Source organism: Bartonella sp. OD88NMGDW (assembly GCF_042193775.1).
Classification (GTDB): domain Bacteria; phylum Pseudomonadota; class Alphaproteobacteria; order Rhizobiales; family Rhizobiaceae; genus Bartonella; species Bartonella grahamii.
In genome coordinates this window covers 54,540-81,369 of record NZ_JBHIMA010000008.1, presented here as the reverse complement: position 1 = coordinate 81,369, position 26,830 = coordinate 54,540, and the positions used below count along the sequence as shown (strand labels likewise).

Below are 26,830 nucleotides of genomic sequence, written 5' to 3'. Positions count from 1 at the left end.
GTTTTGCTATTCGTGAAGGTGGTCGTACTGTTGGTGCCGGTATCGTCTCTAAGATCATTGAATAAATAATGCTTGTTGAGTGCTTTTATTATTGAAGGCACTTTCTATAACAGGGAAATAAAGAGCATGAACAGTCAAAATATTCGCATTCGCTTAAAAGCGTTTGATCATAGAATTCTTGATACGTCGACGCGTGAGATTGTATCGACTGCTAAACGTACCGGTGCAAATGTCCGTGGTCCCATTCCGCTTCCGACGCGGATTGAGAAGTTTACGGTCAATCGTGGACCGCATATCGATAAGAAGAGTCGTGAGCAGTTTGAGATGCGAACACATAAGCGTCTTCTTGATATTGTTGATCCAACGCCGCAAACAGTGGATGCGCTTATGAAGCTCGATCTTTCTGCTGGTGTGGATGTAGAAATTAAGCTCTGAGGTTTGAGGACAGAAGGAACAGACCCGATGCGTTCAGGTGTAATAGCACAGAAGCTGGGCATGACCCGTATTTATAATGATGCTGGTGAGCATGTGCCGGTGACCGTACTTCGTTTGGAGAATTGTCAAGTCGTTGCTCAGCGTACAGTTGAAAAGAATGGTTATACTGCTGTTCAATTAGGTGTAGGCTTTGCTAAAGTTAAGAACACTTCACAAGCTCTTCGTGGACATTTTGCTAAGGCTTCTGTTGAGCCTAAAGCTAAAATAGCAGAGTTTCGTGTGAGTCCCGACAATCTTCTTGATGTTGGTACTGAGATTACAGTGGAACATTTTGTTCCAGGACAGAGAGTTGATGTGACTGGTACCAGTATTGGTAAGGGGTTTGCTGGTGTTATGAAACGGCATAACTTTGGTGGGCATCGTGCTTCCCATGGTAATTCGATCACACATCGTGCTCATGGTTCTACAGGGCAGTGCCAAGATCCTGGTAAAGTTTTTAAAGGTAAAAAAATGGCTGGCCATATGGGGCAAGTGCGTGTAACAACACAGAATATTGAAGTTATTTCCACGGATAGTGAACGTGGTTTAATTTTAGTGCGTGGTGCTGTTTCTGGTTCTAAAGGTTCTTGGATTTTGGTACGGGATGCTGTGAAGAAGCGTCTTCCTGATAATGCTCCAAAGCCTGCTGGTATTCGCCGTCTTGTGAAGGAGAAAACGGAAATGGTTACTCCGGTGACGGAAACCTCTGAAGTTGAGGGAGCCTAATAATGGATCTTGTAATTAAAACTCTTGATGGTAATGAAGCTGGCAAGTTAAAGGTTTCTGAAGCTATTTTTGATCTTGTTCCACGTGAGGATATTTTGCAACGTGTTGTTCGCTGGCAGCTTGCACGCCGTCAGCAGGGGAGTCATCAATCCCAAGGTCGTTCTGATGTGTCACGAACAGGGGCAAAAATGTTTAAGCAAAAAGGAACTGGGCGTGCTCGACATTCATCTGCCCGTGCACCGCAGTTTAGAGGTGGGGGTAAGGCACATGGACCGGTGGTTCGTAGCCATGCGCATGATCTTCCTAAAAAGATTCGTGCTCTTGGGTTACGTCTTGCTTTATCTGCAAAATTAAAAGCAAAAGACTTAATTATTGTGGATGAGTTGACTGTTAAGGATGCGAAAACGAAAATGCTTGTTTCTCATTTTTCTAAGCTTGGATTTAATAACGCTCTCTTGATTGGTGGTAAAGAGATTGATATTAACTTTTTTCGTGCAGTCTCTAATATCCCTAATATTGATATTTTGCCTATTCAGGGAATTAATGTTTATGATATTTTGCGTCGCAGCAAACTTGTTTTATCAAAGGCAGCTGTTGAGGCTCTTGAGGAGCGTTTTAAATGACAGATCTTCGCCATTATGATATAATTATTAGTCCAGTTATTACTGAAAAGTCGACTATGATTTCTGAATATAATCAAGTTGCTTTTAATGTCGCGCCGAAAGCGACGAAGCCTGAGATTAAGGCTGCTATTGAAGCGCTTTTTAGCGTAAAAGTTAAAGCAGTTAACACGATAGTCCGCAAGGGTAAAGTGAAGCGTTTCAAAGGTATAGTTGGTCGGCAAAGTGATGTCAAAAAAGCGATCGTAACTCTGGCCGGTGGTCAGACTATCGACGTTTCGACAGGTCTTTAAAGAGGCTCGGAGATAGGAATAATGGCACTTAAGCAATTTAATCCAACGACACCTGGGCAGCGTCAGCTTGTTATTGTGGAACGTTCTTGTCTTTATAAGGGAAAGCCTATAAAGATGTTGACTGAAGGTTTGTCTTCAAAGGGTGGACGTAATAATCGCGGTCGTGTTACTGCTCGTTTTCAGGGTGGTGGACATAAACGGAGTTATCGGTTTGTCGACTTTAAGCGTCTTAAACGTGATGTTTCAGCAAAGGTTGAGCGTTTAGAATATGATCCTAACCGTACTGCTTTTATTGCTTTAATTCGCTATGAGGACGGGCAATTGAGTTATATTCTTGCGCCACAGCGTCTTGCGGTTGGTGATTCTGTTATGGCTGGTTTAAATGTGGATGTTAAACCAGGTAATGCTATGCCTCTTGCTAATATGCCTGTAGGTACAATTATTCATAATGTTGAGATGAAGCCAGGAAAAGGGGGGCAGATTGCACGTTCAGCGGGTACTTATGCGCAGTTGGTTGGACGAGATCATGGTATGGCTATTCTTCGTTTAAATTCTGGTGAACAGCGTTTGGTTCCTAGTAGCTGTTTTGCAACTGTTGGTGCTGTTTCAAATCCTGATCATGGGAATATTAATGATGGTAAGGCAGGTCGGTCACGTTGGCGTGGTAAACGTCCACATGTTCGTGGTGTTGCTATGAACCCTGTTGATCATCCGCACGGTGGTGGTGAAGGTCGTACATCGGGGGGGCGCCATCCAGTATCTCCTTGGGGTAAGCCTACGAAAGGTAAGCGTACGCGCTCCAATAAAGCCACTGATAAATTTATTATGCGTACGCGTCATCAACGCAAGAAATGAGAAAGGTAGTCTGAAGTGGTTCGTTCAGTGTGGAAAGGTCCGTTTGTTGACGGCTATCTTCTTGGTAAAGCAGAGAAGGTACGTGCAAGTGGGCGCAATGAAGTTATAAAAATATGGAGTCGTCGCTCTACTATTTTACCGCAATTTGTTGGTTTAACTTTTGGTGTTTACAACGGTAATAAGCATATTCCTGTTTCTGTTTCTGAAGAGATGGTTGGACATAAGTTTGGTGAGTTCGCTCCTACCCGGACTTATTATGGTCATGGTGCCGATAAAAAAGCGAAGAGGAAGTAGGAATGGGAAAAGCTAAAGTTTCGCGCCAGCTTAGAGATAATGAAGCAAGAGCTGTCACGCGGACAATTCGTGTTAGTCCGCAGAAGCTTAATTTAGTTGCTGCAATGATTCGTGGTAAAAGAGTTAATGTAGCACTCGCTGATTTGATGTTTTCACGCAAGCGTATTGCTGCTACTGTGAAAAAAACGCTTGAATCAGCAATTGCAAATGCAGAGAATAACCACGATCTTGATATTGATTCGCTTATTGTGGCGGAAGCTTATGTTGGTAAGTCGATAGTGATGAAGCGCTTTCATGTTCGTGGTCGAGGGCGTGCTAGTAGAATTGAACGTCCATTTTCGCATCTTACTGTTATTGTTCGTGAAGTTACCGAAAAAGTGGAGGCCGCGTAATGGGTCAGAAGATCAATCCAATAGGACTTCGTCTTGGTGTTAATCGGACTTGGGATTCTCGTTGGTATGCTGATAGTGGTGAATATGGGCGCCTTCTTCATGAAGATTTGAAAATTCGTTCATACGTGCTGGAGGAACTTAAACAGGCGGCTATTTCGAAGGTTGTTATTGAGCGTCCTCATAAGAAGTGTCGTATTACGATTCATTCTGCACGTCCTGGTTTGATTATTGGTAAAAAGGGTGCTGATATCGAAAAGCTTCGTCGTAAGCTCTCGGAAATGACGGATGCTGAAACTTCATTAAATATTGTGGAGATTCGTAAACCGGAGATTGATGCTACGATTATTGCGCAATCAATTGCTCAACAGTTAGAGCGTCGTGTTGCTTTTCGTCGTGCAATGAAGCGTGCTGTTCAGTCTGCTATGCGTCTTGGTGCGGAAGGTATTCGTATCAATTGTTCTGGCCGTCTTGGTGGTGCTGAAATTGCTCGTATGGAATGGTATCGTGAAGGTCGTGTTCCACTTCATACCTTGCGTTCTGATGTTGATTACGGTACAGCAGAAGCTAAGACTGCTTATGGTATTTGTGGTATTAAAGTTTGGGTCTTTAAGGGTGAGATTCTTGAGCATGATCCGATGGCTTCAGAACGTCGTGCTACGGAAGTTGATCAATCTGGTTCTTCATCGAATCGTCGCCGTGAAAATGCTTAGTTTTTGAGATTGAACTAAAATTTGGAGTAGAGAACAATGTTGCAGCCAAAGCGCACAAAGTTCCGTAAACAGTTCAAGGGCCGTATTCACGGTGTTGCGAAGGGTGGTACGGATTTGAATTTCGGTGCCTACGGTTTGAAGGCTGTTGAGCCGGAGCGGATTACTGCTCGTCAAATTGAAGCGGCGCGCCGTGCGATTACGCGTTATATGAAGCGTTCTGGTCGTGTGTGGATTCGCATTTTTCCAGATCTTCCGGTTACATCTAAGCCGACTGAAGTTCGTATGGGTAAAGGTAAGGGAAGTGTCGATTATTGGGCTGCACGTGTTGCTCCTGGACGCATCATGTTTGAGCTTGATGGAGTTCCTGAGGATGTTGCACGTGAAGCACTAAGATTGGGTGCTGCAAAGTTGCCTATAAAAACGCGTTTCATCCAGCGTATTGCTGAATAATGAGGTTAAGCGATGAAAGCCACAGAATTACGGGCGCAAACGCTCGACCAAATGAAAGATGAATTGGCTAAGTTAAAGAAAGAGCAATTCAATTTGCGTTTTCAAAAAGCAACAGGTCAATTAGAAAAGACTGCGCGTGTTAGACAGGTTCGTCGTGATATTGCGCGTATTAAAACTTTTCTTCGTCAAAAGGTAAGTGAAAGTAAGGTTTAAGGAAATGAGAGATGCCTAAACGCGTTTTGCAGGGTGTTGTTATTAGCGACAAAAGTGATAAGACTGTTGTTGTCAAAGTTGAGCGCCGTTATTCTCATCCGCTTCTTAAGAAGACTGTTCGGCAGTCTAAAAATTATAAAGCGCATGACGAAAACAACCAATTCAAGATTGGGGATCAAGTTTCTATTCAAGAATCTAGACCAATTTCGAAAGATAAATGTTGGATTGTTGTAAAAGACAATGTAGCGTAATGAGTTAAGTTTATTGTTTTAGAATTTAACAGTGTTTTTATCATTGATAAATTTAAAGGCGATGACTTTATCGTTATTTGGCAGGCAAATCCGAGTGTATAAAAGGTACAATCGGATATATGTGTTAAGAGAAGGTGGCCAGTCATGATTCAGATGCAAACAAACCTCGACGTTGCTGATAATTCTGGTGCTCGTCGTGTCATGTGCATCAAGGTGTTAGGCGGTTCAAAGCGGAAATATGCTTCGGTCGGTGACATTATTGTTGTTTCGGTTAAGGATGCTATTCCTCGTGGCCGTGTTAAAAAAGGTGATGTTATGAAAGCTGTTGTGGTTCGTACTGCTAAGGATATTCGTCGCGCAGATGGTAGTGTCATTCGTTTTGATAGTAATGCTGCGGTTTTAGTGGATAATAAAAAAGAGCCGATCGGTACTCGTATCTTTGGACCTGTTCCCCGCGAATTGCGTGGTAGGAATCATATGAAGATCATCTCGCTCGCTCCTGAAGTTCTGTAAGGAGTAAATGTTATGCAGAAGATTCGAAAAGGTGATAAAGTTGTTGTTTTATCCGGTAAGGATAAAGGATGTAGTGGTGAAGTAATTAAGGTTAGTCCAAAAGAGAATAAGGCTTTTGTTCGTGGGATTAATATGATTAAACGTCATCAACGTCAAACGCAGAAGCAAGAAGCTGGAATTATTTCTAAAGAAGCTCCGATTCATCTGTCTAATTTGGCGATTGCTGATCCTAAAGATGGTAAGCCTACACGTGTAGGCTTTCGTATGAATGCAGATGGTAATAAAGTGCGTTTTGCCAAGCGTTCGGGAGAGTTGATTAATGGCTGAGGAAAGACAAATACCGCGTATGAAAGCGCATTATTTTGAAGTGATTCGTAAAGCGCTTCAAGAGAAGTTTAATTACAGAAATGCGATGCAAATTCCGCGGATTGATAAAATTGTAATAAATATGGGGATAGGTGAAGCAACTGCTGATTCGAAGAAGCCTTCTCTTGCTGCTGAGGATTTAGGGCTAATAACAGGTCAGAAGGCTGTTGTTACACGTGCGCGTAATTCTATTGCGACCTTTAAGGTTCGTGAAGGAATGCCTCTTGGGGCTAAAGTTACATTGCGTAAAGATCGTATGTTTGAGTTTTTAGATCGTCTTGTTACGATTGCTCTTCCACGGGTTCGTGACTTTCGTGGTTTGAATCCAAAGAGTTTTGATGGTCGTGGCAATTTTGCTATGGGTATTAAAGAACACATTGTGTTTCCAGAAATCAACTATGATAAAGTTGATCAAATTTGGGGCATGGATATTATTGTTTGTACGACAGCAAAAACGGATGATGAAGCTCGTGAGTTATTGCGTGCTTTTAATTTTCCTTTTCGTTCGTAACGGCAGACATAGTGAGGTGAAAGTATGGCCAAAGTAAGTGCCGTTGAAAAAAATAAGCGTCGTGAGGTGATGGTAAAGCGTTATGCTGCCCGTCGTGCACGTTTGAAAGCAATAGTTATGGATCAGAAGGTTTCTCTTGAAGAACGTTTTAAAGCTTCTGTTCAGTTGGCAGAGTTGCCACGTAATTCTTCGAAAGTTCGTATTCGTAATCGCTGTGAGGTTTCAGGTCGTCCGCGGGCTTATTATCGTAAATTAAAAATGTCGCGAATTGCGTTGCGTGAGCTTGGCTCTATTGGCCATATTCCTGGTATTGTAAAGTCTAGTTGGTAAGAGGAGATTATTTAATGTCTATGTCAGATCCTCTTGGTGATATGTTAACACGTATTCGTAATGCACTTGGTCGTAAAAAAGGTAAAGTAGTTACTCCAGCTTCGAAGCTTCGTGTGCACGTTCTTGATGTTCTTCAGTCGGAAGGTTATATTCGTGGATATAATCAAATTGATTTGGGTGATGGGAAAGCTGAAATTGAAATCGAATTGAAGTATTTTGAAGGGCTGGCTGCTATTCGTGAGATTTCACGTGTATCAAAGCCAGGTCGTCGTGTGTATGTTTCTGCTAAGTCACTTCCACAGGTGGCAAATGGTCTTGGTATTTCGATTTTATCGACTCCTAAAGGCGTCATGGCAGATCATGAGGCGCGTGAACAGAATGTTGGTGGAGAACTCCTTTGTCGTGTTTTCTAAGTTATGTCAAGAAAACGGAAGAAAAAGTAGGTTAGAACAATGTCTCGTATTGGAAAGAAACCCATTTCAATTCCTTCTGGAGTTACTGCTACTGTTGAAGGTCAGCTGGTTAAGGCAAAAGGTCCAAAAGGTGAGCTGAGCTACGTCGTCAATGATGAAGTCTTAGTCAAGTTTGAGGAAAATATCATATCAGTTATGCCGCGGGATCAGTCAAAAGATGCGCGTTCTAAATGGGGTATGTCGCGCTCAATGATTGAGAACATTTTTTGTGGTGTGAAAGATGGTTTTGAAAAGAGGTTGGAGATTAATGGGGTTGGTTATCGTGCTGCTTTGCAGGGTAAGGATGTCCAACTATCTCTAGGATTTTCCCATGATGTGGTTTATAAAGTTCCATCGGGTGTTACTGTAACTGTTCCTAAGCCGACAGAAATTGTTGTTTCTGGAATTGATAAACAGCAAGTTGGACAAGTTGCAGCGGAGATTCGTGAGTATCGTAGACCTGAGCCTTATAAAGGTAAAGGTGTTAAGCATGCAGATGAACGTATCTTCCGTAAAGAAGGTAAAAAGAAATAAGGATTTTGTATTATGGTTTCATCTAAGGACATTATCCAACGTCGTGCAAGGCGTGTTCGTCGTAGAATTAAAATGGTTTCTCATGATCGTCCTCGGCTTAGTGTTTATCGTTCAAATCAGAACATTTATGCTCAAGTTATCGATGATTTGCGGGGATGTACACTTGTTTCAGCCTCTACTCTTGAAAGTGATTTAAAAAAGTCGTTAAAGAGTGGTGCTGATAAAAAAGCAGCTTTTGCTGTTGGTAAGTTAATTGCTGAGCGTGCGAAGCAAGCGGGTGTTAATGAAGTGGTTTTTGATCGTGGAGCGTATGTGTATCATGGTCGAGTCAAGGCTTTAGCTGAAGCTGCTCGTGAAGGTGGTTTGAATTTCTAAAATTTCTTATTTGTGAGTGAGTAAGGAGAGTTTAGATTATTTCGTTTAAGTTCTTCCAGTTTGATGAGGGACTTTGTTATCGTGCTTCCGGAAAAGAAAAAGGAATGAGGAATGGCACAAAAAGAACGTGGTGAGAGAGAAGAACGCGATAATGAGTTTGTCGATAGGCTAGTTCATATCAATCGTGTTGCTAAAGTTGTAAAGGGTGGTCGGCGTTTTGGTTTTGCTGCTCTTGTTGTCGTTGGAGATCAAAAAGGACGTGTAGGTTTTGGACATGGTAAAGCCCGTGAAGTTCCAGAAGCCGTTCGTAAAGCAACGGAATCTGCAAAACGTGGGATGATTTATGTTCCGCTTCGGTCTGGACGTACATTGCACCATGATCTTGAAGGGCGTCATGGAGCTGGGCGTGTTTTGCTACGTTCGGCTTCTGCTGGTACTGGTATTATTGCTGGGGGACCGATGCGTGCTATTTTTGAAGCTCTTGGTATGCAGGATGTCGTTGCAAAATCATTGGGATCGTCTAATCCTTATAACATGGTTCGTGCAACATTTGATGCATTGAAACATCAAATGCATCCTAGAGATATTGCTGCTCAGCGTGGTATAAAATATTCGACTTTGCAGGCGCGTCGTCGCCATTTAGTTGACCTAGAAGGATAGTTTCTGAGATTATCAGAAAAGGAATTAGAAAATGGTTCAGAAAAAATCTCAGAGTGGTAAAACTATCACGGTTGAGCAAATTGGAAGCCCTATTCGAAACTCACAGATTCAGCGTGCAACCTTAAAGGGGCTTGGACTAAATAAAATGCGTCGTCGGCGCGTTTTAGATGATACACTTTGTGTGCGGGGTATGATTGCTCAGGTTCGGCATCTTGTTCGCGTTATAGATGAAGGTTAAGGGTTGCGGGAGTATTAGATATGAAACTCAATGAACTGCGTGATTGTGAAGGCGCAACAAAAAATCGTAAGCGTGTTGGGCGTGGTATTGGATCCGGTACGGGTAAGACTGGTGGTCGTGGTGTAAAAGGGCAAAAGTCGCGTTCTGGTGTTTCCCTTAATGGTTTTGAAGGTGGGCAAATGCCTATCTATCGTCGTTTGCCAAAACGTGGATTTAGAAATTTCTTTGCTAAAACCTACAATGAAGTTTCACTAGGACGTATTCAGTTGGCAGTTGATGCAGGTAAGTTGAATATTGAAAAGCCTGTTGATATGATTGCTTTGAAAGAAGCTGGTATTATTCGTCGTGAAAAAGATGGGGTTCGTCTTCTTTCTGATGGTGATTTGAAGGCTAAGATTACCTTTCATGTTTCTGGTGCTTCACAAGCTGCTCGTGTTAAGATTGAAAAAGTGGGTGGTCAGGTTATTTTTCCTGATATTGCTCAATAATTTTTTATATGAGTAGAGACCTAAAGAAGAGTTACATCTGTTCTGCGGGATCTTTTGTGGGGAATTTTTTAAGTTCTGCATTTATTTGTGTATGTATATATGAATTTTAGGGTTATACTTCCGTGATTTAAAGAACTGGAGTAGTGAAGTGGAGACGTTTTATGGCATCAGCAGCAGAGCAATTTGCTTCCAATATAAACTTCGGTACCTTTTCTCGTGCAACTGAATTAAAGAAACGCATCTGGTTTACTCTGGCAGCGCTTCTTGTATATCGCTTTGGCACTTACATCTCTCTTCCAGGTATTAATATCGATGCTTTACGGCAAACATTTGAACATCATGCGTCGGGTGTATTAGGACTCTTTAATATGTTTGCTGGGGGTGCCGTTGGGCGTATGGCTATTTTTGCGCTGGGTATCATGCCTTATATATCGGCATCTATTATTGTGCAATTGTTAACATCTATTATTCCTTCTTTGGAAACTCTTAAAAAAGAAGGGGAATTAGGTCGTAAGATTATCAATCAGTATACGCGTTATGTAACAGTAGTATTGGCAATTCTACAAGCTTTTGGTATTGCGATTGCGCTTGAAAGCGGTATAGGGACGGGGCTTCAAATTGTTTTAGAACCAGGTCTTATGTTTCGTATTTCTTCTGTTATTACCCTTGTTGGCGGAACGATGTTTCTCATGTGGCTTGGCGAGCAAATTACGTCACGTGGTGTTGGTAATGGGGTTTCTCTTATCATTTTTACAGGGATTGTAGCCAACTTTCCTTCTACTTTTTCTCAGCTTTTGACAGCTCATAGTCAGGCTGATTTATCAACTTTTCTTTTAATAGGAATCGTTCTTATTGCTGTTTTGGTTATTGGGCTTATTGTTTTTATAGAGCGTGCGCAACGGCGAATTCTTATCCAGTATCCGAAACGTCAGGTTGGGAATCAAATGTTTCAAGGAGATATGTCGCATCTTCCTTTAAAGTTGAATACTGCTGGTGTTATTCCACCTATTTTTGCTTCATCTTTATTATTATTACCTGCCACTATTAATAATTTTTCTGATAAAATGCCACAATGGGTTCAGGCGATTTCTTATGCTCTTGGTCATGGACAGCCACTTTATATGATTGTTTATGCATTTTTAATGGCGTTTTTTTGCTTTTTTTATACAGCTATTGTGTTTAATCCAAGTGATACTGCAGATCAGTTGAAAAAACATTCTGGTTTTATTCCAGGGATTCGTCCAGGTGAGCGTACAGCCGAATATATTGATTACGTTTTGACGCGTATTACTGTTGTGGGCGCTGTTTATATTATCTTGGTTTGTTTGTTACCTGAATTTATGATATCTGCATTGCAGGTTCCTTTTTATCTTGGGGGAACATCCTTGTTGATTGTTGTTACTGTTACGCTTGATACGGTTGCTCAAATTCAGGGGTATCTTGTTGCCCACCAATATGAAGGGTTGATAAAAAAATCAAAACTTCGTGGAGGTAGAAGGAATCGATGAGAGTTATTCTTTTAGGTCCTCCTGGAGCAGGAAAAGGTACGCAAGCAAAAATGTTGACCGAGGAATATAACATTCCTCATTTATCAACAGGGGATATGTTGCGTGAGGTGATTGCCAAAGAAACAGAGATTGGTAAAAAAGCTAAAGCTATTATAAGTTCTGGTGCTTTGGTTCCTGATAATATTGTTAACCAAATCGTATCAGATAGGATTGATGAAACTGATTGTGTAAACGGTTTTGTTTTGGATGGATATCCTCGAACTGTGGGGCAGGCAGAAGCGTTACAGCAGATTTTGCAGTCAAAAAATATGCGGCTTGATGCTGTTATTGAGTTGTGTGTTGATGAAGACGTGTTGATTGAACGTATGAAGAAGCGCGTTGAGGAAACAATAGCGGCTGGTGGACAGGTTCGTTTAGATGACAATCCTGTTGCTTTTGCAAAAAGATTAGTAGAATATCGTGAAAAAACCGCTCCCTTATCAAAATTTTATTCAGAGAGGGGAATGTTGAAGGTCATTGATGGAATGATTGGTATTACTGAAGTGACACGCATGATTAGAGGTTTTCTTTCATAAGATTTTTTTAGAAATAAATGAAAAGAGTTGACTTTTGAGATGAAATCTATCACAAACGAATTTAATTTATTTTAGTGAAATAATAGGATTCGGAAGAATTTTTTTCTGAGTCTATTTTTTTCTGTAAGGTATATCAGGTATTTTATAACAATTTGTCAAAATAACTAAGGAGAGTAGGCGTGGCTCGTATTGCTGGCGTCAATATCCCGACAAATAAGCGTGTAATTATTGCGCTTCAATATATCCACGGGATTGGACCAAAATTTGCTCAAGAAATTATTGAAAGAGTTGGCATTCCCTTGGGGCGTCGTGTGCATGAGCTTTCAGATGCTGAGGTGCTGCAGATTCGTGAGGCGATAGATCAAGGCTATCAAGTTGAAGGTGATCTTCGTCGTGAGGTTGCTATGAATGTTAAGCGTTTGATGGACCTTGGTTGTTATCGAGGATTGCGTCATCGCCGGTCTTTGCCTGTCCGAGGGCAGCGTACACATACAAATGCCCGTACGCGTAAAGGACCAGCTAAGGCAATTGCCGGTAAAAAGAAATAAGAGCCTTTTTGGAAGGTTTTTATATATTCTGTTTCTTGTTTGATTTTTTTGACAAGGAAAAGAAGGTGGAGCTGCTGATGTTACGGCAGTGATGAGATCGTTGAAAGGGAAATTATGGCCAAGGAAGCCACACGTGTTCGTCGTCGCGAACGTAAAAATATTTCATCGGGTGTTGTGCATATTAATTCAACATTTAATAACACAATGATTACTATTACTGATGCTCAGGGTAATGCAATTGCTTGGTCATCTGCGGGGGCCCAAGGGTTTAAAGGTGCGCGTAAATCGACACCTTTTGCTGCTCAAGTTGCTGCGGAGGATTGTGCAAGAAAAGCGCAAGAGCATGGTATGCGTTCTTTGGAAGTTGAAGTTTGTGGACCTGGATCAGGGCGTGAATCTGCTCTACGTGCATTGCAATCTGTTGGTTTTGTCATTACTTCTATTCGTGATGTAACACCAATTCCTCATAATGGATGTCGTCCGCGGAAAAGGCGGCGTGTTTAATTGGGTGTTGTTTTTTGTTGTCGGAGATTTCTCTGATGTTCACATTGGTCGTTACGATTGAATGGTAACGGAACTAAAGAACGGGAATAAAAATATGATCCAGAAAAACTGGCAAGAACTTATTAAACCCAATAAGGTTGAATCATGTGCGCATGATAATCCAAATGTTATAAGTGTGATCGCTGAACCTCTTGAGCGGGGTTTTGGCTTAACGTTAGGAAATGCACTTCGTCGCGTGTTGTTATCTTCGCTTCGTGGTGCTGCTATTACTGCTGTGCAGATTGACGGTGTCTTACATGAATTTTCATCGATTCCAGGTGTGCGTGAGGATGTTACAGATATTATTCTGAATATAAAGGAAATTGCGCTTCGTATGGAAGAAGAAGGTCCTAAACGTGTCGTTGTTTATAAAGAGGGGCCTGGTGTCGTGAAAGCGGGAGATATCAGTACCGTTGGGGATATGCAAATTCTAAATCCAGATCATGTTATTTGTACTCTTGATGAAGATGCTGAAATTCGTATGGAGTTCATTGTCAACACAGGGAAGGGGTATGTTCCATCTGATCGTAATTGTGTTGATGATGCACGTATAGGGCTTATTCCAATTGATAGTCTTTATTCACCAATTCGTAAAGTGTCTTATAAAGTGGAAAATACGCGTGAAGGTCAAGTTTTGGATTATGATAAATTGACCTTAACGATTGAAACGAATGGTGCGGTTAATGGAGAGGATGCTGTTGCTTTTGCAGCACGCATTCTTCAGGATCAATTATCGCTATTTATTAATTTTGAAGAGCCACAGAAGGAGCCTGTTGAAGAGGCTGATTCTGAGCTTTCTTTTAATCCTGCTCTTCTCAAAAAAGTGGATGAATTAGAACTTTCAGTTCGTTCGGCAAATTGTCTTAAGAATGATAATATTGTCTATATTGGTGATCTTATTCAAAAAACAGAATCTGAAATGCTTCGTACACCGAATTTTGGTCGCAAATCGTTGAATGAGATTAAAGAAGTTTTGGCATGTATGGGATTACATCTTGGGATGGAAATTCCTGCGTGGCCGCCTGAAAACATTGATGATCTTGCAAAACGTTATGAAGATCAATATTAAAATTAGAATTTAAGGAGAGGGCTTATGCGCCACAGTAAGTCAGGACGCAAGTTGAATCGTACTGCCAGTCACCGTAAAGCGATGTTTGCAAATATGGCAACTTCGTTGATCGAGCATGAGCAGATTGTGACAACGCTTCCAAAGGCTAAAGAAATTCGTCCTATTGTTGAAAAACTCGTTACTCTTGGTAAGCGTGGTGGTTTGCATGCGCGTCGGCAAGCAATTGCAGCACTTCGTGATGCAGGAAAGGTTGCAAAATTATTTGATACGCTTGCGCCACGTTATGCATCACGCAACGGTGGATATTTACGTATTATGAAAGCGGGGTTTCGTACCGGTGATAATGCGCCTATGGCTGTTATAGAATTTGTTGATCGTGATGTTGAAGCGAAGGGTGCTGGGGATCGTGCTCGCATGGAGGCTTCTGAGAATGAAAAGGGGACATCTTCGTAGAGTTTTTTAATTCTGTTAGATTTTTTAAGGCCGCCTTGTCTTAGGCGGTTTTTTTGTGAGCATTTTTAAGTTTGTTTTAATTGAGAAATAGGTGCAGAGAGAAAATTATAGGACATTGAATTATCTTATTTTTATAATATTTATTGTTCAAATAGGTTGTTTTTATTCTCTATTATGAAATATTAATAGAGATCCTTAATTTGCGGGGATGAGTTTTTTAATTCTATTAATCTTCAACAGAATGTACTGGTTTTATAAGGAGTGGATTATGAGATATTCTTTTTGGGTGCGGATTTTTTTTGCAATTATGATGCAGATATCATTTGATCATGTATATGCTCATGTGCCTCAAACACAAACAGAAATCACTCTTTCATTTGCTCCTTTAGTTAAAAAGACAGTTCCATCTGTTGTAAATATTTATGCAGCTCGACAAATTAGAGCACGATCACCTTTTGAAGGCGATCCATTTTTTGAGCAATTTTTTGGTCGTTTTCAAAATAACTTTCCTGTTCGTAAGCAATCGTCATTAGGATCAGGGGTGATTGTTGATGCACGTGGTTTGATTGTTACAAATTACCACGTCATTAAAGATGCAAGCGAAATTAAAGTGGCTTTTTCTGATGGGCGGGAGTTTGAGAGTAAGATCGTGCTCAAAGATGAAGCAACTGATATTGCAATTCTTGAAGTTGAGGAAAAAGATGCTCAATTCCCTGTTCTTTCTTTGGGAAATTCTGATGCTGTTGAAGTTGGTGATCTTGTTCTTGCTATTGGTAATCCTTTTGGTGTTGGTCAAACAGTTACAAGTGGTATTGTTTCAGCGCAAGCGCGTACACGTGTTGGGATTTCTGATTTTGACTTTTTTATTCAAACAGACGCTGCCATTAATCCAGGGAATTCTGGTGGCGCTTTAATTGATATGAAAGGTCAATTAATCGGAATTAATACGGCTATTTATTCGCGTTCTGGTGGTTCTGTAGGGATTGGTTTTGCTATTCCAGTTAATCTTGTAAAAGTGATGCTTGATACTGTTAAACGCGGTGGAAAATATTTTGTGCCGCCTTATATAGGGGCTTCTTTTCAAAATGTTACACCTGATATTGCTGGTGGTTTAGGTTTAGAACGTCCCTATGGTGCTCTGATTATTGAAGTTATCAAAGATAGTCCTGCTGAAAAAGCTGGATTGAAAGTAGGTGATGTTATTTTGAGTGTGCAAGGGGTACGCGTTGATACTCCAGATAGTCTTGGGTATCGTTTGATGACAGCTGACGTTGAGCATAGTCTTGCTTTGGAATATTTACGAAATGGAAAAACTTTAAAAACACAAATAACAGTTTCATCGATATCAGAAACTGCATTTTTAAAATCTGAAAAAATCACGGGTGACAGTCCTCTTGCTGGTGCTGAAGTGTTAGATTTAACACCGCAAAATAGTCGACGTTTTCATCTTCCTATATCTGCAAAAGGGGTTGTGATTACCAACCTTGATGACATGAGCAATGCAGCTGGAATTTTTCAGTCAGGAGATATTCTACGTGTTGTAAATGGTCATAAAATTCAAACAGTTCATCAGTTGAAAAAGGTTCTTATGCAAGCTCGTTCGCGTACTTGGCAATTGGAATATGAACGTGATGGTATGTATATTCGCCAATTTATTCGTTGAGGTTTTTTTTGAAGAAAGATTTTTTTACTTCGTCGTTTGATTTTCAAGTTAATAAAAATCAGCCACTTGCAGAAAGAATGCGCCCTTGTTCTCTCAATGATGTTGTGGGACAAAAGCATTTGATTGGAGAGGATGGTTTGCTTTCACGTATGGTGGCAACTGGCTCAATTGGATCGATGATTTTTTGGGGGCCTCCAGGGACGGGAAAAACAACCGTTGCACGTTTGTTAGCACTTGAAACGAACTTCGCATTTGAACAGATTTCTGCTATTTTTACAGGAGTTTCTGAACTTAAAAAGATTTTTGAAGTTGCGCAGAGGCGTTTTATATCTGGAGATAAAACAGTTCTCTTTGTTGATGAAATTCATCGGTTTAATCGTGCACAGCAGGATAGTTTTCTTTCTGTGATGGAAGACGGTACTGTGGTACTTATAGGTGCAACAACCGAAAATCCTTCTTTTGAACTTAATGCTGCTCTTCTTTCGCGTGCACGTGTTGTAACATTTCTTTCACATGATCATGAAAGTTTGGACATGCTTTTGAGGCGTGCTGAAGAAGTGGAGGGAAAAACTCTTCCCTTGGATAATGATGCCAGAGACGTTTTGATAGAGATGTCTGATGGTGATGCGCGGGTAGCGTTAACATTGGCAGAGGAAGTTTGGTCTATTGCACCATTGGGAGAGATTCTTGATGTTGTTGCTTTGCAAAAAGTTATTCAGCGTCGTGTGCCCATTTATGATAAAGGACGAGATGGGCATTATAATCTCATTTCAGCGTTGCATAAATCCGTTCGTGGATCTGATCCTGATGCTGCGCTTTATTATTTGGCACGTATGTTGGATGCTGGTGAAGATCCTCTCTATATTGGGCGAAGATTGGTTCGTATGGCTGTTGAAGATGTTGGTTTGGCGGATCCTCAAGCTCTTGTCATTTGTAATGCAGCAAAAGATGCCTATGATTATTTAGGATCACCAGAAGGAGAATTGGCTTTGGCGCAAGCATGTCTTTATGTTGCAACTGCGCCAAAGTCAAATGCAACATATCTCGCGTATAAAGCAGCACTGCGTTGTGCGCGCAAAAATGGCTCTTTATCACCTCCTAAGCATATTCTTAATGCTCCTACGAAATTTATGAAGGAGGAAGGGTTTGGAAATGGTTATTGTTATGACCATGATGAACCAGACGCTTTTTCAGGACAAGAATATTTTCCCGAAAAACTTGGGCGTCAGAGTTATTATAAGCCAGTTGAGCGTGGTTTTGAGCGTGAAATTGTAAAACGTCTTGAGTGGTGGAAACAATTGCGCAAAAAACGTAAAGATCAAAAATAAAATTTGAGTAGAAACACATGTTTTATTGATCTTGGATTTATTTTTTATCTCTTATGTTATTGTATGAGCAATTTAGCTTATATTTTAAATATTTATTGCATTGCTCGTAGAGATTTTTTTGATATCTTCAAAAGTGCATATTCTTTTATCAAATTTAAATGTGTTATTCAACTTTTAAGCTGCTTTATTTTTGTGGTTTTTATTAAATAATATAATTGATTTATAACGATAACTCACTGTTTTGTAAGTTGAATGAAAGTCCTAAATACCGTGAATTTTACTCATTCCAAGCCTGGTATTTGTTGAAGCAATCAAATCATTCGCTTGTGTGTTATAAGCAGGATTAGCGTGTGATAAAAACTGTACAAGAAAGAACTAAAAATTCTTCTTATGAAGCGTCTTAAGTGCCGAGAGTTGTCGCAACATTGGGAGATGATAAATAGTGTGATGGTGCCGACTTTCTCATTCTTTAGTGTAAAGATGGTGGCTCCCAAAGGGCTTTACAGTATACCGCATTCATGGGTGTTGTCACGAAGTGAGGTTTGGGGGTGTTGAGAGATGTTTCTTAAATCAAGTGCATGAATATGCAACACAATGGCGTTTTGTTCTTTGATGCGATAGGGGATGAGGTTGATTGATAATGCGTTTTTGTGTGATCAATAGCAGGAGAATTCTTAGTCTCTTAAGTACTTAATCAAAGGGATAAGCAGAAGGGCAGTAGAACATTGTGTTTAAATTTAAATTGTTCCTTTTCTAGAGGGATATAAATATGCTAACTACGCTCTCATGGGGATATTATTTTATTGGAGTTTATTTTGTGTGATAAGATAAGCAATGCCAATTCTTTATTGTGATGGTCATGAATGTTATGGGCATAATGTGGGGATAGGAATGGAAATAGTCTGTGAAAATCTAAACTCAAGCCTTTAGTTAAATTAAAAGTACAGTGTACACTTAAGTTTTAGGTTATTATGAATCGGTCAAGGATATAATCGTGGATAAAACAAAAGCTCTCGATGCTGCTCTCTCACAAATTGAACGTTCTTTTGGTAAAGGCTCGATTATGCGTCTTGGGCAAAAAGAGCAGGTTGTTGAAATTGAAACAGTTCCAACAGGGTCGTTATCCTTAGATATTGCTTTGGGGATTGGTGGATTACCGAAGGGGCGTATTGTTGAGATTTATGGACCAGAAAGTTCTGGGAAAACAACATTGGCTCTACATGCTATTGCTGAGGCACAGAAAGGGGGTGGGATTTGTGCTTTTATTGATGCAGAGCATGCACTTGATCCTATTTATGCGCGTAAGCTTGGTGTTGATTTAGAAAATTTGTTCATTTCTCAGCCAGATACTGGTGAACAGGCATTGGAAATTACAGAAACGTTGGTTCGTTCTGGTGCAGTTGATGTGCTTGTTGTGGATTCTGTCGCGGCTTTAACACCGCGAGCAGAAATTGACGGTGAAATGGGTGATGCTTTGCCCGGATTGCAAGCTCGGTTAATGAGTAAAGCTTTGCGAAAATTAACAGCAGCAATTTTTCGCTCTAACTGTATGGTTGTCTTTATTAATCAAATTCGCATGAAAATTGGTGTAATGTTTGGTTCTCCCGAAACGACAACGGGTGGAAACGCTTTAAAGTTTTATGCTTCTGTTCGTTTAGATATTCGTCGCATTGGATCCATTAAAGATAGGGATGCAATCGTTGGTAATCAGACGCGTGTTAAAGTGGTGAAGAATAAACTGGCACCCCCATTCAAACAAGTTGAGTTTGATATTATTTATGGTGAAGGTATTTCCAAAGTAGGTGAATTGATTGATTTGGGTGTCAAGGTTGGTATTGTGGAAAAATCTGGTGCTTGGTTTTCTTATAATTCTCAGCGTTTAGGACAGGGGCGTGAAAATGCAAAGCAGTTTTTACGTGAACATGCGGAAATAGCTACAGAGATTGAATCAGCTTTGCGTCAAAATGCTGGTTTGATTGCGATTGAATTGTTAGAAAATGCAGGGTCAGAAAATATAGAAAGTGATGAAACCATTTGATGGAGCGTTTTTTTCGTCTATAATTTTTTTCCTTTAAGATTTTTCTGTTTTTTTGTTTGAGTTTTTAAATATACAGTCATTTTTTTCTCAATTTTTTAAAACAAATATTCCATTCTTTGATTAAATTGACTCCATGCGTGGCGAAGAGGATATTTAATGAGGGGGGATTTTTCTTTTATGGTTTTGTGCTGTATTAAGCAGGTGTCAGTATGAATAGTGTTAATAATATTCGGTCAATATTTTTGGATTATTTTCATCGTAATGGGCATAAAGTTCTTTCTTCTAGTCCGCTTGTTCCGCGAAATGATCCTACACTTATGTTTACAAATGCAGGGATGGTGCAGTTTAAAAATGTTTTTACTGGACTTGAACAACCTCCTTATAAGCAGGCAACAACGGCACAAAAATGTGTTCGTGCGGGTGGAAAGCATAATGATCTTGATAATGTTGGTTATACGGCGCGCCATCATACATTTTTTGAAATGCTGGGTAATTTTTCTTTCGGTGATTATTTCAAAGAAGAAGCCATTTTTTTATCATGGAATCTTTTAACAAAGGAATTTTGCCTGCCAAAAGATAAATTGTTGGTGACAGTTTACCAGAGTGATGATGTTGCTGCTGAACTGTGGCGTAAAATTTCAGGTCTTCCAGATGAAAAAATTGTCCGTATTGCGACGGCTGATAATTTTTGGTCGATGGGAGAAACAGGCCCTTGTGGGCCTTGTTCGGAGATTTTTTATGATCATGGTGATAAAATCTGGGGCGGTCCTCCTGGAAGTATGGAAGAAGATGGCGATCGCTTTATTGAGATTTGGAATCTTGTTTTTATGCAATATGAGCAGATTTCCAAGGAGGAACGTGTTGACTTGCCTCATCCTTCTATTGATACCGGTATGGGATTAGAGCGTATTGCTGCTGTTTTGCAGGGTGTTCATGATAATTATGATATTGATCTTTTTCGTGCATTAATTGCTGCATCAGAAGAAATTACAGGGATTGAGGCAAAGGGTGATTTTATTGCCAGCCATCGTGTCATTGCTGATCATCTTCGTTCATCTGCATTTTTGATTGCTGATGGTGTGCTTCCTTCTAATGAAGGAAGAGGATATGTTTTACGTCGTATTATGCGTCGTGCTATGCGTCATGCGCATCTTCTTGGTGCTAAAGAGCCATTGATGTGGCGACTTTTGCCTGCTTTAATTCGCGAAATGGGACAAGCCTATCCTGAATTGGTGCGTGCTCAATCTTTGATTTCAGAAACTTTAAGGTTAGAAGAAATACGTTTTCGTAAAACGCTTGAACGAGGACTTGGTTTGTTAAATGAAGCAAGTACCGATCTTAAAGAAGGAGATCATTTAAATGGTGAAGTTGCTTTCAAGCTTTATGATACCTATGGTTTTCCGCTTGATTTAACGCAGGATGTTTTGCGGCGTCGTGGAATATCTGTTGATGTTGATACCTTTAATAAAGCGATGGAACGTCAAAAAGAGGAAGCGCGTGCCAATTGGTCTGGTTCTGGGGAAGCTGTAACAGAAAAGATCTGGTTTTCTGTTCGTGATCAAGTGGGGGCCACAGAGTTTTTAGGTTATGAAACTGAGACAGCGAAAGGTATTCTTACAGCTCTTGTGTGTGATGGTAAAATTGTTGATCATATTTCTTCAGGTCAGAAAGCTATGCTTGTTGTTAATCAGACACCTTTTTATGGTGAATCTGGTGGGCAAATTGGTGATAGCGGTATCATTTCTGGTGAAAATTTTATTTTTGAGGTGCATGATACCCAAAGAAAGGGTGATGGTCTTTTTATTCATATTGGGGAGGTGAAATCTGGTCAGGCATCGAGATCTGATTGTGTCGAATTAACGGTTGATATTGTTCGTCGTAAGAAAATTCGCGCGAATCATTCTGCTACTCATTTGTTACACGAAGCTTTACGACAAGTTTTGGGATCTCATGTTACACAAAAGGGCTCTCTTGTATCGCCAGATCGGTTGCGTTTTGATTTTTCTCATCCAAAATCCGTTTCACCAGAAGAGTTGAAAAAAATAGAAGATTTAGCAAATGAGATTATTTTGCAAAATAGTAGAGTGATAACGCGCCTCATGGCTGTAGATGATGCCATTTCTGAAGGTGCAATGGCATTATTTGGTGAAAAATATGGTGATGAAGTTCGCGTTGTTTCTATGGGGGAGCCATTTGAACAGGGAAGATTAAAAAAGCGTTGGTCAATAGAGCTTTGTGGAGGTACACATGTGGAGCGAACAGGTGATATCGGTTTGATTCATATTGTTTCTGAAAGTTCTGTAGCTGCTGGAGTGCGGCGTATTGAAGCTTTAACAGGCAAAGAAGCACGTCTTTATCTTAGCCGCCAAGATGAACGTATTCATGAAATTGCTGATCTTTTAAAAACTTCTTCTGCTGGTGTGGAAGAACGGGTGCGGATTTTGCTTGATGATCGTCGTAAACTTGAAAAAGAATTGAATGATGTACGCAAGAAAATGATGTTGAGTGGTGGAATAACAGAAAGGAGCCAAGGTGATATTACTATCATCAATGGGTTTTCTTTTACCGGACGCGTTGTTAAAAATATTTTACCACGGGATCTTAAGGCGCTCGTCGATTCTGAGAAAAAACAAATCGGATCTGGAGTGGTTGCGTTTATTAGTGTCTCGGAGGATGGAAAAGGGAGTGCTGTTGTCGGTGTTACGAATGATTTAACTCATAGATTGAATGCTGTTGATCTCGTTCGTATTCTTTCAGCTATGCTTGGTGGTAAAGGTGGAGGTGGCCGTCCTGATATGGCGCAGGCTGGTGGTCCTGATGGGAACAAAGCTGATGAGGCATTTGCGGCACTAAAAGATTTTCTGGAAAAAAATTAAAGAATGAAATCATTCTGCATAGGTGTTTTTTTACATTTTTATATTGGGTTGGCATCTAAGTATCACGAATATCTGTCTGGTGTGTTTCTGAAATCAAGATACAGCGTAATTGGGGAAAAATACATTTGTAAAGATAAAAGCAGTGTTTGTCTTTATGATTACTTTTTCATTTGGCATTATAGCCTCCAAGCGTTTCAGAAGTCACCGTTTTAAGATAAGATAGATTATGCAGCACTTCATGCTTTGCTGTGTATTCTTTTACTAGGAAGACTAGTTATGGCATTGCTCTTATAGATTGTTTTGAAGAAACCTCTCTTTTTATGAAAGGAATAACACAAGATTTATTGCATACGATTATCCTTATAAAGTTATAAGCTGTCATTATTCTATTAGTTTTCAAATAACTAAAATCCCTTTCCTTATAAAAGAGCTATTGTATTGTTTTCATTTTGCTTTTTATTTACAAGAAAACAATTTTTCGGTTTATCATTAAAAGGTTTTAAAAAGAATATTCTCCTATCTTTATAAATTTTTATTTCAAGTTATAAATTAATGAATTATCTATATAAATCAAATGAATGTTACATAAATTTAAAGATTTAGATTAATGTCTAATTTATTATCATATAATTGCCTTAATACATTGAGTTATAATGATAATTTATCGTTTTATATTTTGAATAAGAGCTACGAATATTCGTAGAATTTTATCATTTAAAATTCTACGTATGTTAAATTAATCAAAATCACTCACGAATGTCGTTGTAAAATGGGCTTAGGAGCATTGAGAAATGTTTCTTAAAAAAGCCATATGAATGTGCAAAACAATGACGTTCTGTTCTTTATGAGAGGACTATAAAGAACAAGATAAACAAAAGTGCAAAGCAATACAATAATATTCATTATTAAAAAGATATTGCTTTAGTTCCTTTTGAAATTCGTAAAGCTGAGTTGAAAGAAGAGGGTAAAACTGGAAATTGTTTTTACCTTTATATCTTTATATTTTCCCTAAATGAGAATGTATACTCGTCAATATGCACAGATATAGGAAAATATTTTTGTTCCAATCTAGTAAAATTACAATAGCAGAGAAAATACTAAACTGTTTTAATATTTGTTTTAAATACCTAAGATGGATTGTGGCATTTTTAGAAATCTTTTTACTTGTATCATATAAGCACTCTTATTATATTGAGGAGGATTTTTTGCATAAGATCTATGAAGAGTATCGTTTTTATGAAGCTATGGCTTCATGTAAGGGGATAACATTTTCTCCTTCTCTTTCTGGTTGTTTGATTGTTAAACCACTTGCCTTTAAAAAATTAGAGAAACGTCCTCCTTTATCGATCAATTCTTGAAAGTTTCCTTTTTCCATTAAGTAACCATGTTCCAGAAAGAGTATCACATCAGCATTGCGTACTGTTGAGAGGCGATGTGCTATAATAAAAGTAGTGCGGTTATGGCGTATTGAATCCAGAGCATCTTTGACACGTGCTTCTGTTTCAACATCAAGAGCGCTTGTTGCTTCATCTAGAATGAGAATAGGGGCATTTTTTAAAACAGCGCGTGCAATTGCTAGTCGCTGTTTTTCTCCACCTGATAATTGAGATCCTCGTTCGCCCACCATTGTGTTATAACAATCAGCTTTTTTTAGAATAAAATCGTGAGCTTCTGCTATTTTTGCTGCTTCATAAAGTTCTTCATTTGTTGCGCTCGCTTTTCCTATTGAAATATTGTCATAAATAGTGCGGTTGAAAAGACCTGAGTCTTGAAATACTGTTGCTAGAGACTTGCGTAAAGATTCGCGATTGATCGAGCATATATTTATTCCATCAATGGAGATATGCCCAATGGTAGGGTCGTATACGCGCTGCAACAGATTGATCAATGTTGTCTTCCCAGCCCCTGTTGGTCCTACAATCGCAACAGTTTGTCCTGCTTTAACCTCAAAGGAAATATCAAAAACGCCTTGAGAAGAATTTGGAAATTTATAGGTCACGTGATGAAATTGGATGGCGCCTTTAACATTTTGGAGGGAAGGAAGATTTTGTGGTTCGTTGGTATGAAAGGTTGAGTCTTCCATTTCAAAAAATTCTTGCAGTTTTGCTTGTGAGGATATTGCACAATTAATGAAATTGCTCATTTGGTCTAGACGACTAATCATGAGTTGTGCAAATCCAACAAAAGCAACGATTTCACCTACTCGTAATTGACCTTTTGCAACAAAAAAAGCTCCAAGGAGAAGAACACAAACGATTGAAATTGTTGAAGCCATTCGATTTAAGCCACTGGCAAGCGCCCACCAATTAAGAACAGGATTTTGTGCTTTAAGCAGAGCATTTGTATGTTGATGCAGTATAGAAGTTTCTTCTTTTATTCGGTTATAACTTTGTACAATGGAAACATTAGAGATTGAATCACTGACATGTTTAAAAAGGTTGTGGTGGTAGCATTCTACAGCGGCTTGTCCGTCTTTTGTTTTTCGCATCACTAAACGTGCAATTAATACGTAGATGATGGCAAGCACAACCAAGACTATTGAAAGACGCCAATTCATATTAAACGCTATGGGGATGAGAACCAATAAAGCGACAAGCGTTGAGAGGTGTTGGCGCATAAAATCAAGCCATATGGTTGACATGGAATCTATTGCGCGCAAAAGTGTATGGAGTGCGTTGGAAGTTCCGCGTTGTTGATGCCAAATTAAAGGCATGGCAATGATACGTTCGAAAGATTCCGTTAAAACCGTTAAGCGGCGTCTATGGGCTAAGCGGTCAGCACCGCGAGCAACAAGGACATAAGCAATAATATGTGAAAGTCCAAAACAAACCCAAAGGGTAAGAGTAGGAATGATAGCTGATTTTTCTGAAATAGAATCAATAACGCGTCCGAATAAAATAGGTTCTGCAATAGTGATAATAGCTAACATAACATTAGCGGTACAGATTAAAAGGGATGCATTTTTTTCTCTATTTAGGTAAGTGAGAACACGTGCATAGGTTTTGAATAAGGACACGGTTAATTATCTCCATTCGCTATTAAGCGTAAAGGTTGTTGATTTTTACTACGCTTAGTTTTTAGCTAATAAAATTTGGACGTTAAGAAAAGGCAATTTTGGATACTAACTGTAATATGGTGTGATAAAGCCAACTAAAATATCAATTTTTGTGTTTATAAAGGCGCAAAAATAGATCAATAAAATTATCAGGTAAAAAATATTGGGCAGAGAAAATTATCAGGTAAGGGAATTTTCATGGCAGGCGTAGAAATAAAAAAAGTTGAGGCAGATGAAAATGGAATGCGCTTGGACCGCTGGTTTAAAGTGCATTACCCTGGGCTTGGTTTTGGAGCTTTGCAAAAATTGTTGCGTTCTGGTCAGATACGGGTTGATGGTGGACGTGTTAAAGCTGATACGCGTCTTTGTATGGGGCAAGCTGTTCGTATTCCACCTCTCCCTATTAATGACAAGGAAAATCTTTCAATAACGGATAAAACACTTCGTGGGCAGGATGATGAAACCGTTTTGAAAAAAATGCTGCTTTATGAAGATCCAAAGGTATTTGTTTTTAATAAACCAGCTGGGTTGGCTGTACAAGGAGGCTCTGGTTTAACACGTCATATGGATAGTATGCTTGAGGTATGGCGCAATAAAAAAGGTGAAAAGCCGCGTTTGGTTCATCGTCTTGATCGTGAGACGTCGGGGGTGCTTATTGTTGCGCGATCAAGGGGAGCTGCTCAGTTCTTAACAGCTGCTTTTAGAGCGCGAGAAACAAAAAAGACTTATTGGGCGTTGGTTCGGGGCGTGCCTAAAAAAAAGCAGGACAAAATTTCAACGTGGATGGTTAAGGAAATGACTGCACAAGGTGACAAAATGCGTGTTTGTGAACATGGGGAGCCAGATTCGCATCATGCGGTTTCCTACTATCGCGTTTTAGACACGCGAGGGCGGGCTCTTTCGTGGCTTGAAATGGAACCCTATACAGGGAGAACACATCAGCTTCGTGTGCATGCTGCCCATGTGGATCATCCTATCATTGGCGATACAAAGTATTTTTTTTCTGATAGTAATTGGACATTACCAGGAGGAATTCAAAACCGTCTTCATCTTCATGCACGTCGTATTCGTATTCCTCATCCTTCAGGAGGAATATTGGATATTGTTGCACCTTTACCGCCTCATATGGTCCAAAGTTTTAATCTTTTGTCTTTTAATGAGAGTGATGCTGAAACAGAGTAAAGAAACTTCATTTGTTCTTTTTGATTGATACAAATTTTGTCTATAAATTTTATAAGATGAATAGGGCATCATTTGAAGAAAATTTTTGATAAGTAAATTGCTATGAGAAAATTGTGTTTTTGAGTGATGAAATTTTCGAATATCATAAGTTTTCTTTCTACAGCTCTTTATCCATATAGATTGTATTGTTATTTTTGGATATGGTGTGTTATTTAATAATCTGAGCTGGTGAAGCTGCTCCTTTGAA

General features: G+C 39.6%; 33 protein-coding genes and 1 pseudogene. 33 read left to right on the top strand and 1 reads right to left on the bottom strand.

Annotated features, from left to right (window positions below; translation table 11 throughout):
• The 32 genes and pseudogenes from ACFIJR_RS07380 to alaS all read left to right on the top strand — a co-directional run.
• Positions 1-65: pseudogene (locus ACFIJR_RS07380) on the top strand (elongation factor Tu); the annotation flags it as partial.
• Between the two features lie 61 nt (positions 66-126).
• Complete coding sequence (gene rpsJ, locus ACFIJR_RS07375; RefSeq protein ID WP_005773267.1) at positions 127-435, top strand: 30S ribosomal protein S10; 309 nt, start codon at positions 127-129, stop codon at positions 433-435.
• Positions 436-462: 27 nt separating this feature from the next.
• Positions 463-1,200, top strand: a complete 738-nt coding sequence (rplC, locus tag ACFIJR_RS07370; protein WP_015856587.1) for a 50S ribosomal protein L3 — start codon at positions 463-465, stop codon at positions 1,198-1,200.
• Between the two features lie 2 nt (positions 1,201-1,202).
• Positions 1,203-1,823 (top strand): 50S ribosomal protein L4, encoded by a 621-nt coding sequence (rplD, locus tag ACFIJR_RS07365; protein ID WP_015856586.1) that lies wholly within the window; start codon positions 1,203-1,205, stop codon positions 1,821-1,823.
• A complete protein-coding gene (locus tag ACFIJR_RS07360) occupies positions 1,820-2,113 on the top strand; it encodes a 50S ribosomal protein L23 (RefSeq protein WP_375653897.1) in 294 nt (97 codons plus the stop codon). Before rplD ends, ACFIJR_RS07360 begins: the two co-directional genes overlap by 4 nt.
• A 21-nt stretch (positions 2,114-2,134) precedes the next feature.
• On the top strand, positions 2,135-2,968 hold the full coding sequence (gene rplB, locus ACFIJR_RS07355; RefSeq protein ID WP_273788259.1) for a 50S ribosomal protein L2: 834 nt from the start codon (positions 2,135-2,137) through the stop codon (positions 2,966-2,968).
• A 15-nt stretch (positions 2,969-2,983) separates the two neighbouring features.
• The gene (gene rpsS, locus ACFIJR_RS07350) at positions 2,984-3,262 is read left to right on the top strand and encodes a 30S ribosomal protein S19 (protein WP_004855734.1); all 279 of its coding nucleotides are present in this window, start codon (positions 2,984-2,986) and stop codon (positions 3,260-3,262) included.
• Between the two features lie 2 nt (positions 3,263-3,264).
• The gene (gene rplV / locus ACFIJR_RS07345) at positions 3,265-3,654 is read left to right on the top strand and encodes a 50S ribosomal protein L22 (protein WP_208439680.1); all 390 of its coding nucleotides are present in this window, start codon (positions 3,265-3,267) and stop codon (positions 3,652-3,654) included.
• Positions 3,654-4,364 carry a 30S ribosomal protein S3 gene (gene rpsC, locus ACFIJR_RS07340; RefSeq protein WP_015856582.1) on the top strand — a complete coding sequence of 237 codons (711 nt, stop codon included), beginning with the start codon at positions 3,654-3,656 and terminating at the stop codon, positions 4,362-4,364. The genes rplV and rpsC overlap by 1 nt, the downstream gene beginning before the upstream one ends.
• A 36-nt stretch (positions 4,365-4,400) precedes the next feature.
• On the top strand, positions 4,401-4,814 hold the full coding sequence (gene rplP / locus ACFIJR_RS07335) for a 50S ribosomal protein L16 (RefSeq protein ID WP_015856581.1): 414 nt from the start codon (positions 4,401-4,403) through the stop codon (positions 4,812-4,814).
• Positions 4,815-4,826: 12 nt separating this feature from the next.
• Positions 4,827-5,027, top strand: a complete 201-nt coding sequence (rpmC, locus tag ACFIJR_RS07330; protein WP_273788260.1) for a 50S ribosomal protein L29 — start codon at positions 4,827-4,829, stop codon at positions 5,025-5,027.
• A gap of 11 nt (positions 5,028-5,038) precedes the next feature.
• Positions 5,039-5,278 carry a 30S ribosomal protein S17 gene (rpsQ, locus tag ACFIJR_RS07325; RefSeq protein WP_012231991.1) on the top strand — a complete coding sequence of 80 codons (240 nt, stop codon included), beginning with the start codon at positions 5,039-5,041 and terminating at the stop codon, positions 5,276-5,278.
• A 144-nt stretch (positions 5,279-5,422) separates the two neighbouring features.
• The gene (gene rplN / locus ACFIJR_RS07320) at positions 5,423-5,791 is read left to right on the top strand and encodes a 50S ribosomal protein L14 (RefSeq protein WP_004855715.1); all 369 of its coding nucleotides are present in this window, start codon (positions 5,423-5,425) and stop codon (positions 5,789-5,791) included.
• Positions 5,792-5,803: 12 nt separating this feature from the next.
• On the top strand, positions 5,804-6,118 hold the full coding sequence (gene rplX / locus ACFIJR_RS07315) for a 50S ribosomal protein L24 (RefSeq protein ID WP_015856579.1): 315 nt from the start codon (positions 5,804-5,806) through the stop codon (positions 6,116-6,118).
• Entirely contained in the window at positions 6,111-6,668 is a 558-nt protein-coding gene (gene rplE, locus ACFIJR_RS07310; RefSeq protein ID WP_015856578.1) for a 50S ribosomal protein L5, read from the top strand. The genes rplX and rplE overlap by 8 nt, the downstream gene beginning before the upstream one ends.
• Before the next feature lie 24 nt (positions 6,669-6,692).
• The gene (gene rpsN / locus ACFIJR_RS07305; protein WP_005773283.1) at positions 6,693-6,998 is read left to right on the top strand and encodes a 30S ribosomal protein S14; all 306 of its coding nucleotides are present in this window, start codon (positions 6,693-6,695) and stop codon (positions 6,996-6,998) included.
• Between the two features lie 14 nt (positions 6,999-7,012).
• Positions 7,013-7,411, top strand: a complete 399-nt coding sequence (gene rpsH, locus ACFIJR_RS07300) for a 30S ribosomal protein S8 (RefSeq protein ID WP_375626998.1) — start codon at positions 7,013-7,015, stop codon at positions 7,409-7,411.
• Positions 7,412-7,450: 39 nt separating this feature from the next.
• Positions 7,451-7,984, top strand: coding sequence for a 50S ribosomal protein L6 (gene rplF / locus ACFIJR_RS07295; protein WP_015856576.1), 534 nt, complete (start codon positions 7,451-7,453; stop codon positions 7,982-7,984).
• Positions 7,985-7,996: 12 nt separating this feature from the next.
• A complete protein-coding gene (gene rplR / locus ACFIJR_RS07290) occupies positions 7,997-8,359 on the top strand; it encodes a 50S ribosomal protein L18 (protein WP_015856575.1) in 363 nt (120 codons plus the stop codon).
• A gap of 111 nt (positions 8,360-8,470) precedes the next feature.
• Positions 8,471-9,019: a 30S ribosomal protein S5 gene (gene rpsE, locus ACFIJR_RS07285; protein ID WP_015856574.1), complete on the top strand. Its 549-nt coding sequence runs from the start codon at positions 8,471-8,473 to the stop codon at positions 9,017-9,019.
• A gap of 31 nt (positions 9,020-9,050) precedes the next feature.
• Entirely contained in the window at positions 9,051-9,257 is a 207-nt protein-coding gene (rpmD, locus tag ACFIJR_RS07280; protein WP_015856573.1) for a 50S ribosomal protein L30, read from the top strand.
• A gap of 20 nt (positions 9,258-9,277) precedes the next feature.
• Positions 9,278-9,745 carry a 50S ribosomal protein L15 gene (rplO, locus tag ACFIJR_RS07275; RefSeq protein WP_015856572.1) on the top strand — a complete coding sequence of 156 codons (468 nt, stop codon included), beginning with the start codon at positions 9,278-9,280 and terminating at the stop codon, positions 9,743-9,745.
• Positions 9,746-9,906: 161 nt separating this feature from the next.
• Positions 9,907-11,253 (top strand): preprotein translocase subunit SecY, encoded by a 1,347-nt coding sequence (gene secY / locus ACFIJR_RS07270; RefSeq protein ID WP_375653896.1) that lies wholly within the window; start codon positions 9,907-9,909, stop codon positions 11,251-11,253.
• The gene (locus tag ACFIJR_RS07265) at positions 11,250-11,828 is read left to right on the top strand and encodes an adenylate kinase (RefSeq protein ID WP_015856570.1); all 579 of its coding nucleotides are present in this window, start codon (positions 11,250-11,252) and stop codon (positions 11,826-11,828) included. The genes secY and ACFIJR_RS07265 overlap by 4 nt, the downstream gene beginning before the upstream one ends.
• A 179-nt stretch (positions 11,829-12,007) precedes the next feature.
• Complete coding sequence (gene rpsM / locus ACFIJR_RS07260) at positions 12,008-12,376, top strand: 30S ribosomal protein S13 (RefSeq protein WP_026500557.1); 369 nt, start codon at positions 12,008-12,010, stop codon at positions 12,374-12,376.
• 114 nt (positions 12,377-12,490) lie between these two features.
• On the top strand, positions 12,491-12,880 hold the full coding sequence (rpsK, locus tag ACFIJR_RS07255; protein ID WP_007347762.1) for a 30S ribosomal protein S11: 390 nt from the start codon (positions 12,491-12,493) through the stop codon (positions 12,878-12,880).
• Positions 12,881-12,974: 94 nt separating this feature from the next.
• Complete coding sequence (locus tag ACFIJR_RS07250; protein ID WP_375626041.1) at positions 12,975-13,988, top strand: DNA-directed RNA polymerase subunit alpha; 1,014 nt, start codon at positions 12,975-12,977, stop codon at positions 13,986-13,988.
• Between the two features lie 24 nt (positions 13,989-14,012).
• Positions 14,013-14,441: a 50S ribosomal protein L17 gene (rplQ, locus tag ACFIJR_RS07245; protein ID WP_273791421.1), complete on the top strand. Its 429-nt coding sequence runs from the start codon at positions 14,013-14,015 to the stop codon at positions 14,439-14,441.
• Positions 14,442-14,709: 268 nt separating this feature from the next.
• Positions 14,710-16,104 (top strand): DegQ family serine endoprotease, encoded by a 1,395-nt coding sequence (locus ACFIJR_RS07240; protein ID WP_375648467.1) that lies wholly within the window; start codon positions 14,710-14,712, stop codon positions 16,102-16,104.
• An 8-nt stretch (positions 16,105-16,112) separates the two neighbouring features.
• Positions 16,113-17,432, top strand: a complete 1,320-nt coding sequence (locus ACFIJR_RS07235) for a replication-associated recombination protein A (protein ID WP_375626988.1) — start codon at positions 16,113-16,115, stop codon at positions 17,430-17,432.
• 994 nt (positions 17,433-18,426) lie between these two features.
• Positions 18,427-19,470 carry a recombinase RecA gene (recA, locus tag ACFIJR_RS07230; RefSeq protein WP_015856564.1) on the top strand — a complete coding sequence of 348 codons (1,044 nt, stop codon included), beginning with the start codon at positions 18,427-18,429 and terminating at the stop codon, positions 19,468-19,470.
• Between the two features lie 209 nt (positions 19,471-19,679).
• Complete coding sequence (alaS, locus tag ACFIJR_RS07225) at positions 19,680-22,346, top strand: alanine--tRNA ligase (protein WP_375653895.1); 2,667 nt, start codon at positions 19,680-19,682, stop codon at positions 22,344-22,346.
• Positions 22,347-23,580: 1,234 nt separating this feature from the next.
• On the opposite strand, the gene ACFIJR_RS07220 is transcribed toward alaS, so the two are convergent.
• Positions 23,581-25,362, bottom strand: a complete 1,782-nt coding sequence (locus tag ACFIJR_RS07220; protein ID WP_375653893.1) for a glucan ABC transporter ATP-binding protein/ permease — start codon at positions 25,360-25,362, stop codon at positions 23,581-23,583.
• 237 nt (positions 25,363-25,599) lie between these two features.
• On the opposite strand from ACFIJR_RS07220, the gene ACFIJR_RS07215 reads away from it, so the two are divergent.
• Entirely contained in the window at positions 25,600-26,583 is a 984-nt protein-coding gene (locus ACFIJR_RS07215) for an RluA family pseudouridine synthase (protein WP_375626030.1), read from the top strand.
• Positions 26,584-26,830: the final 247 nt, after the last annotated feature.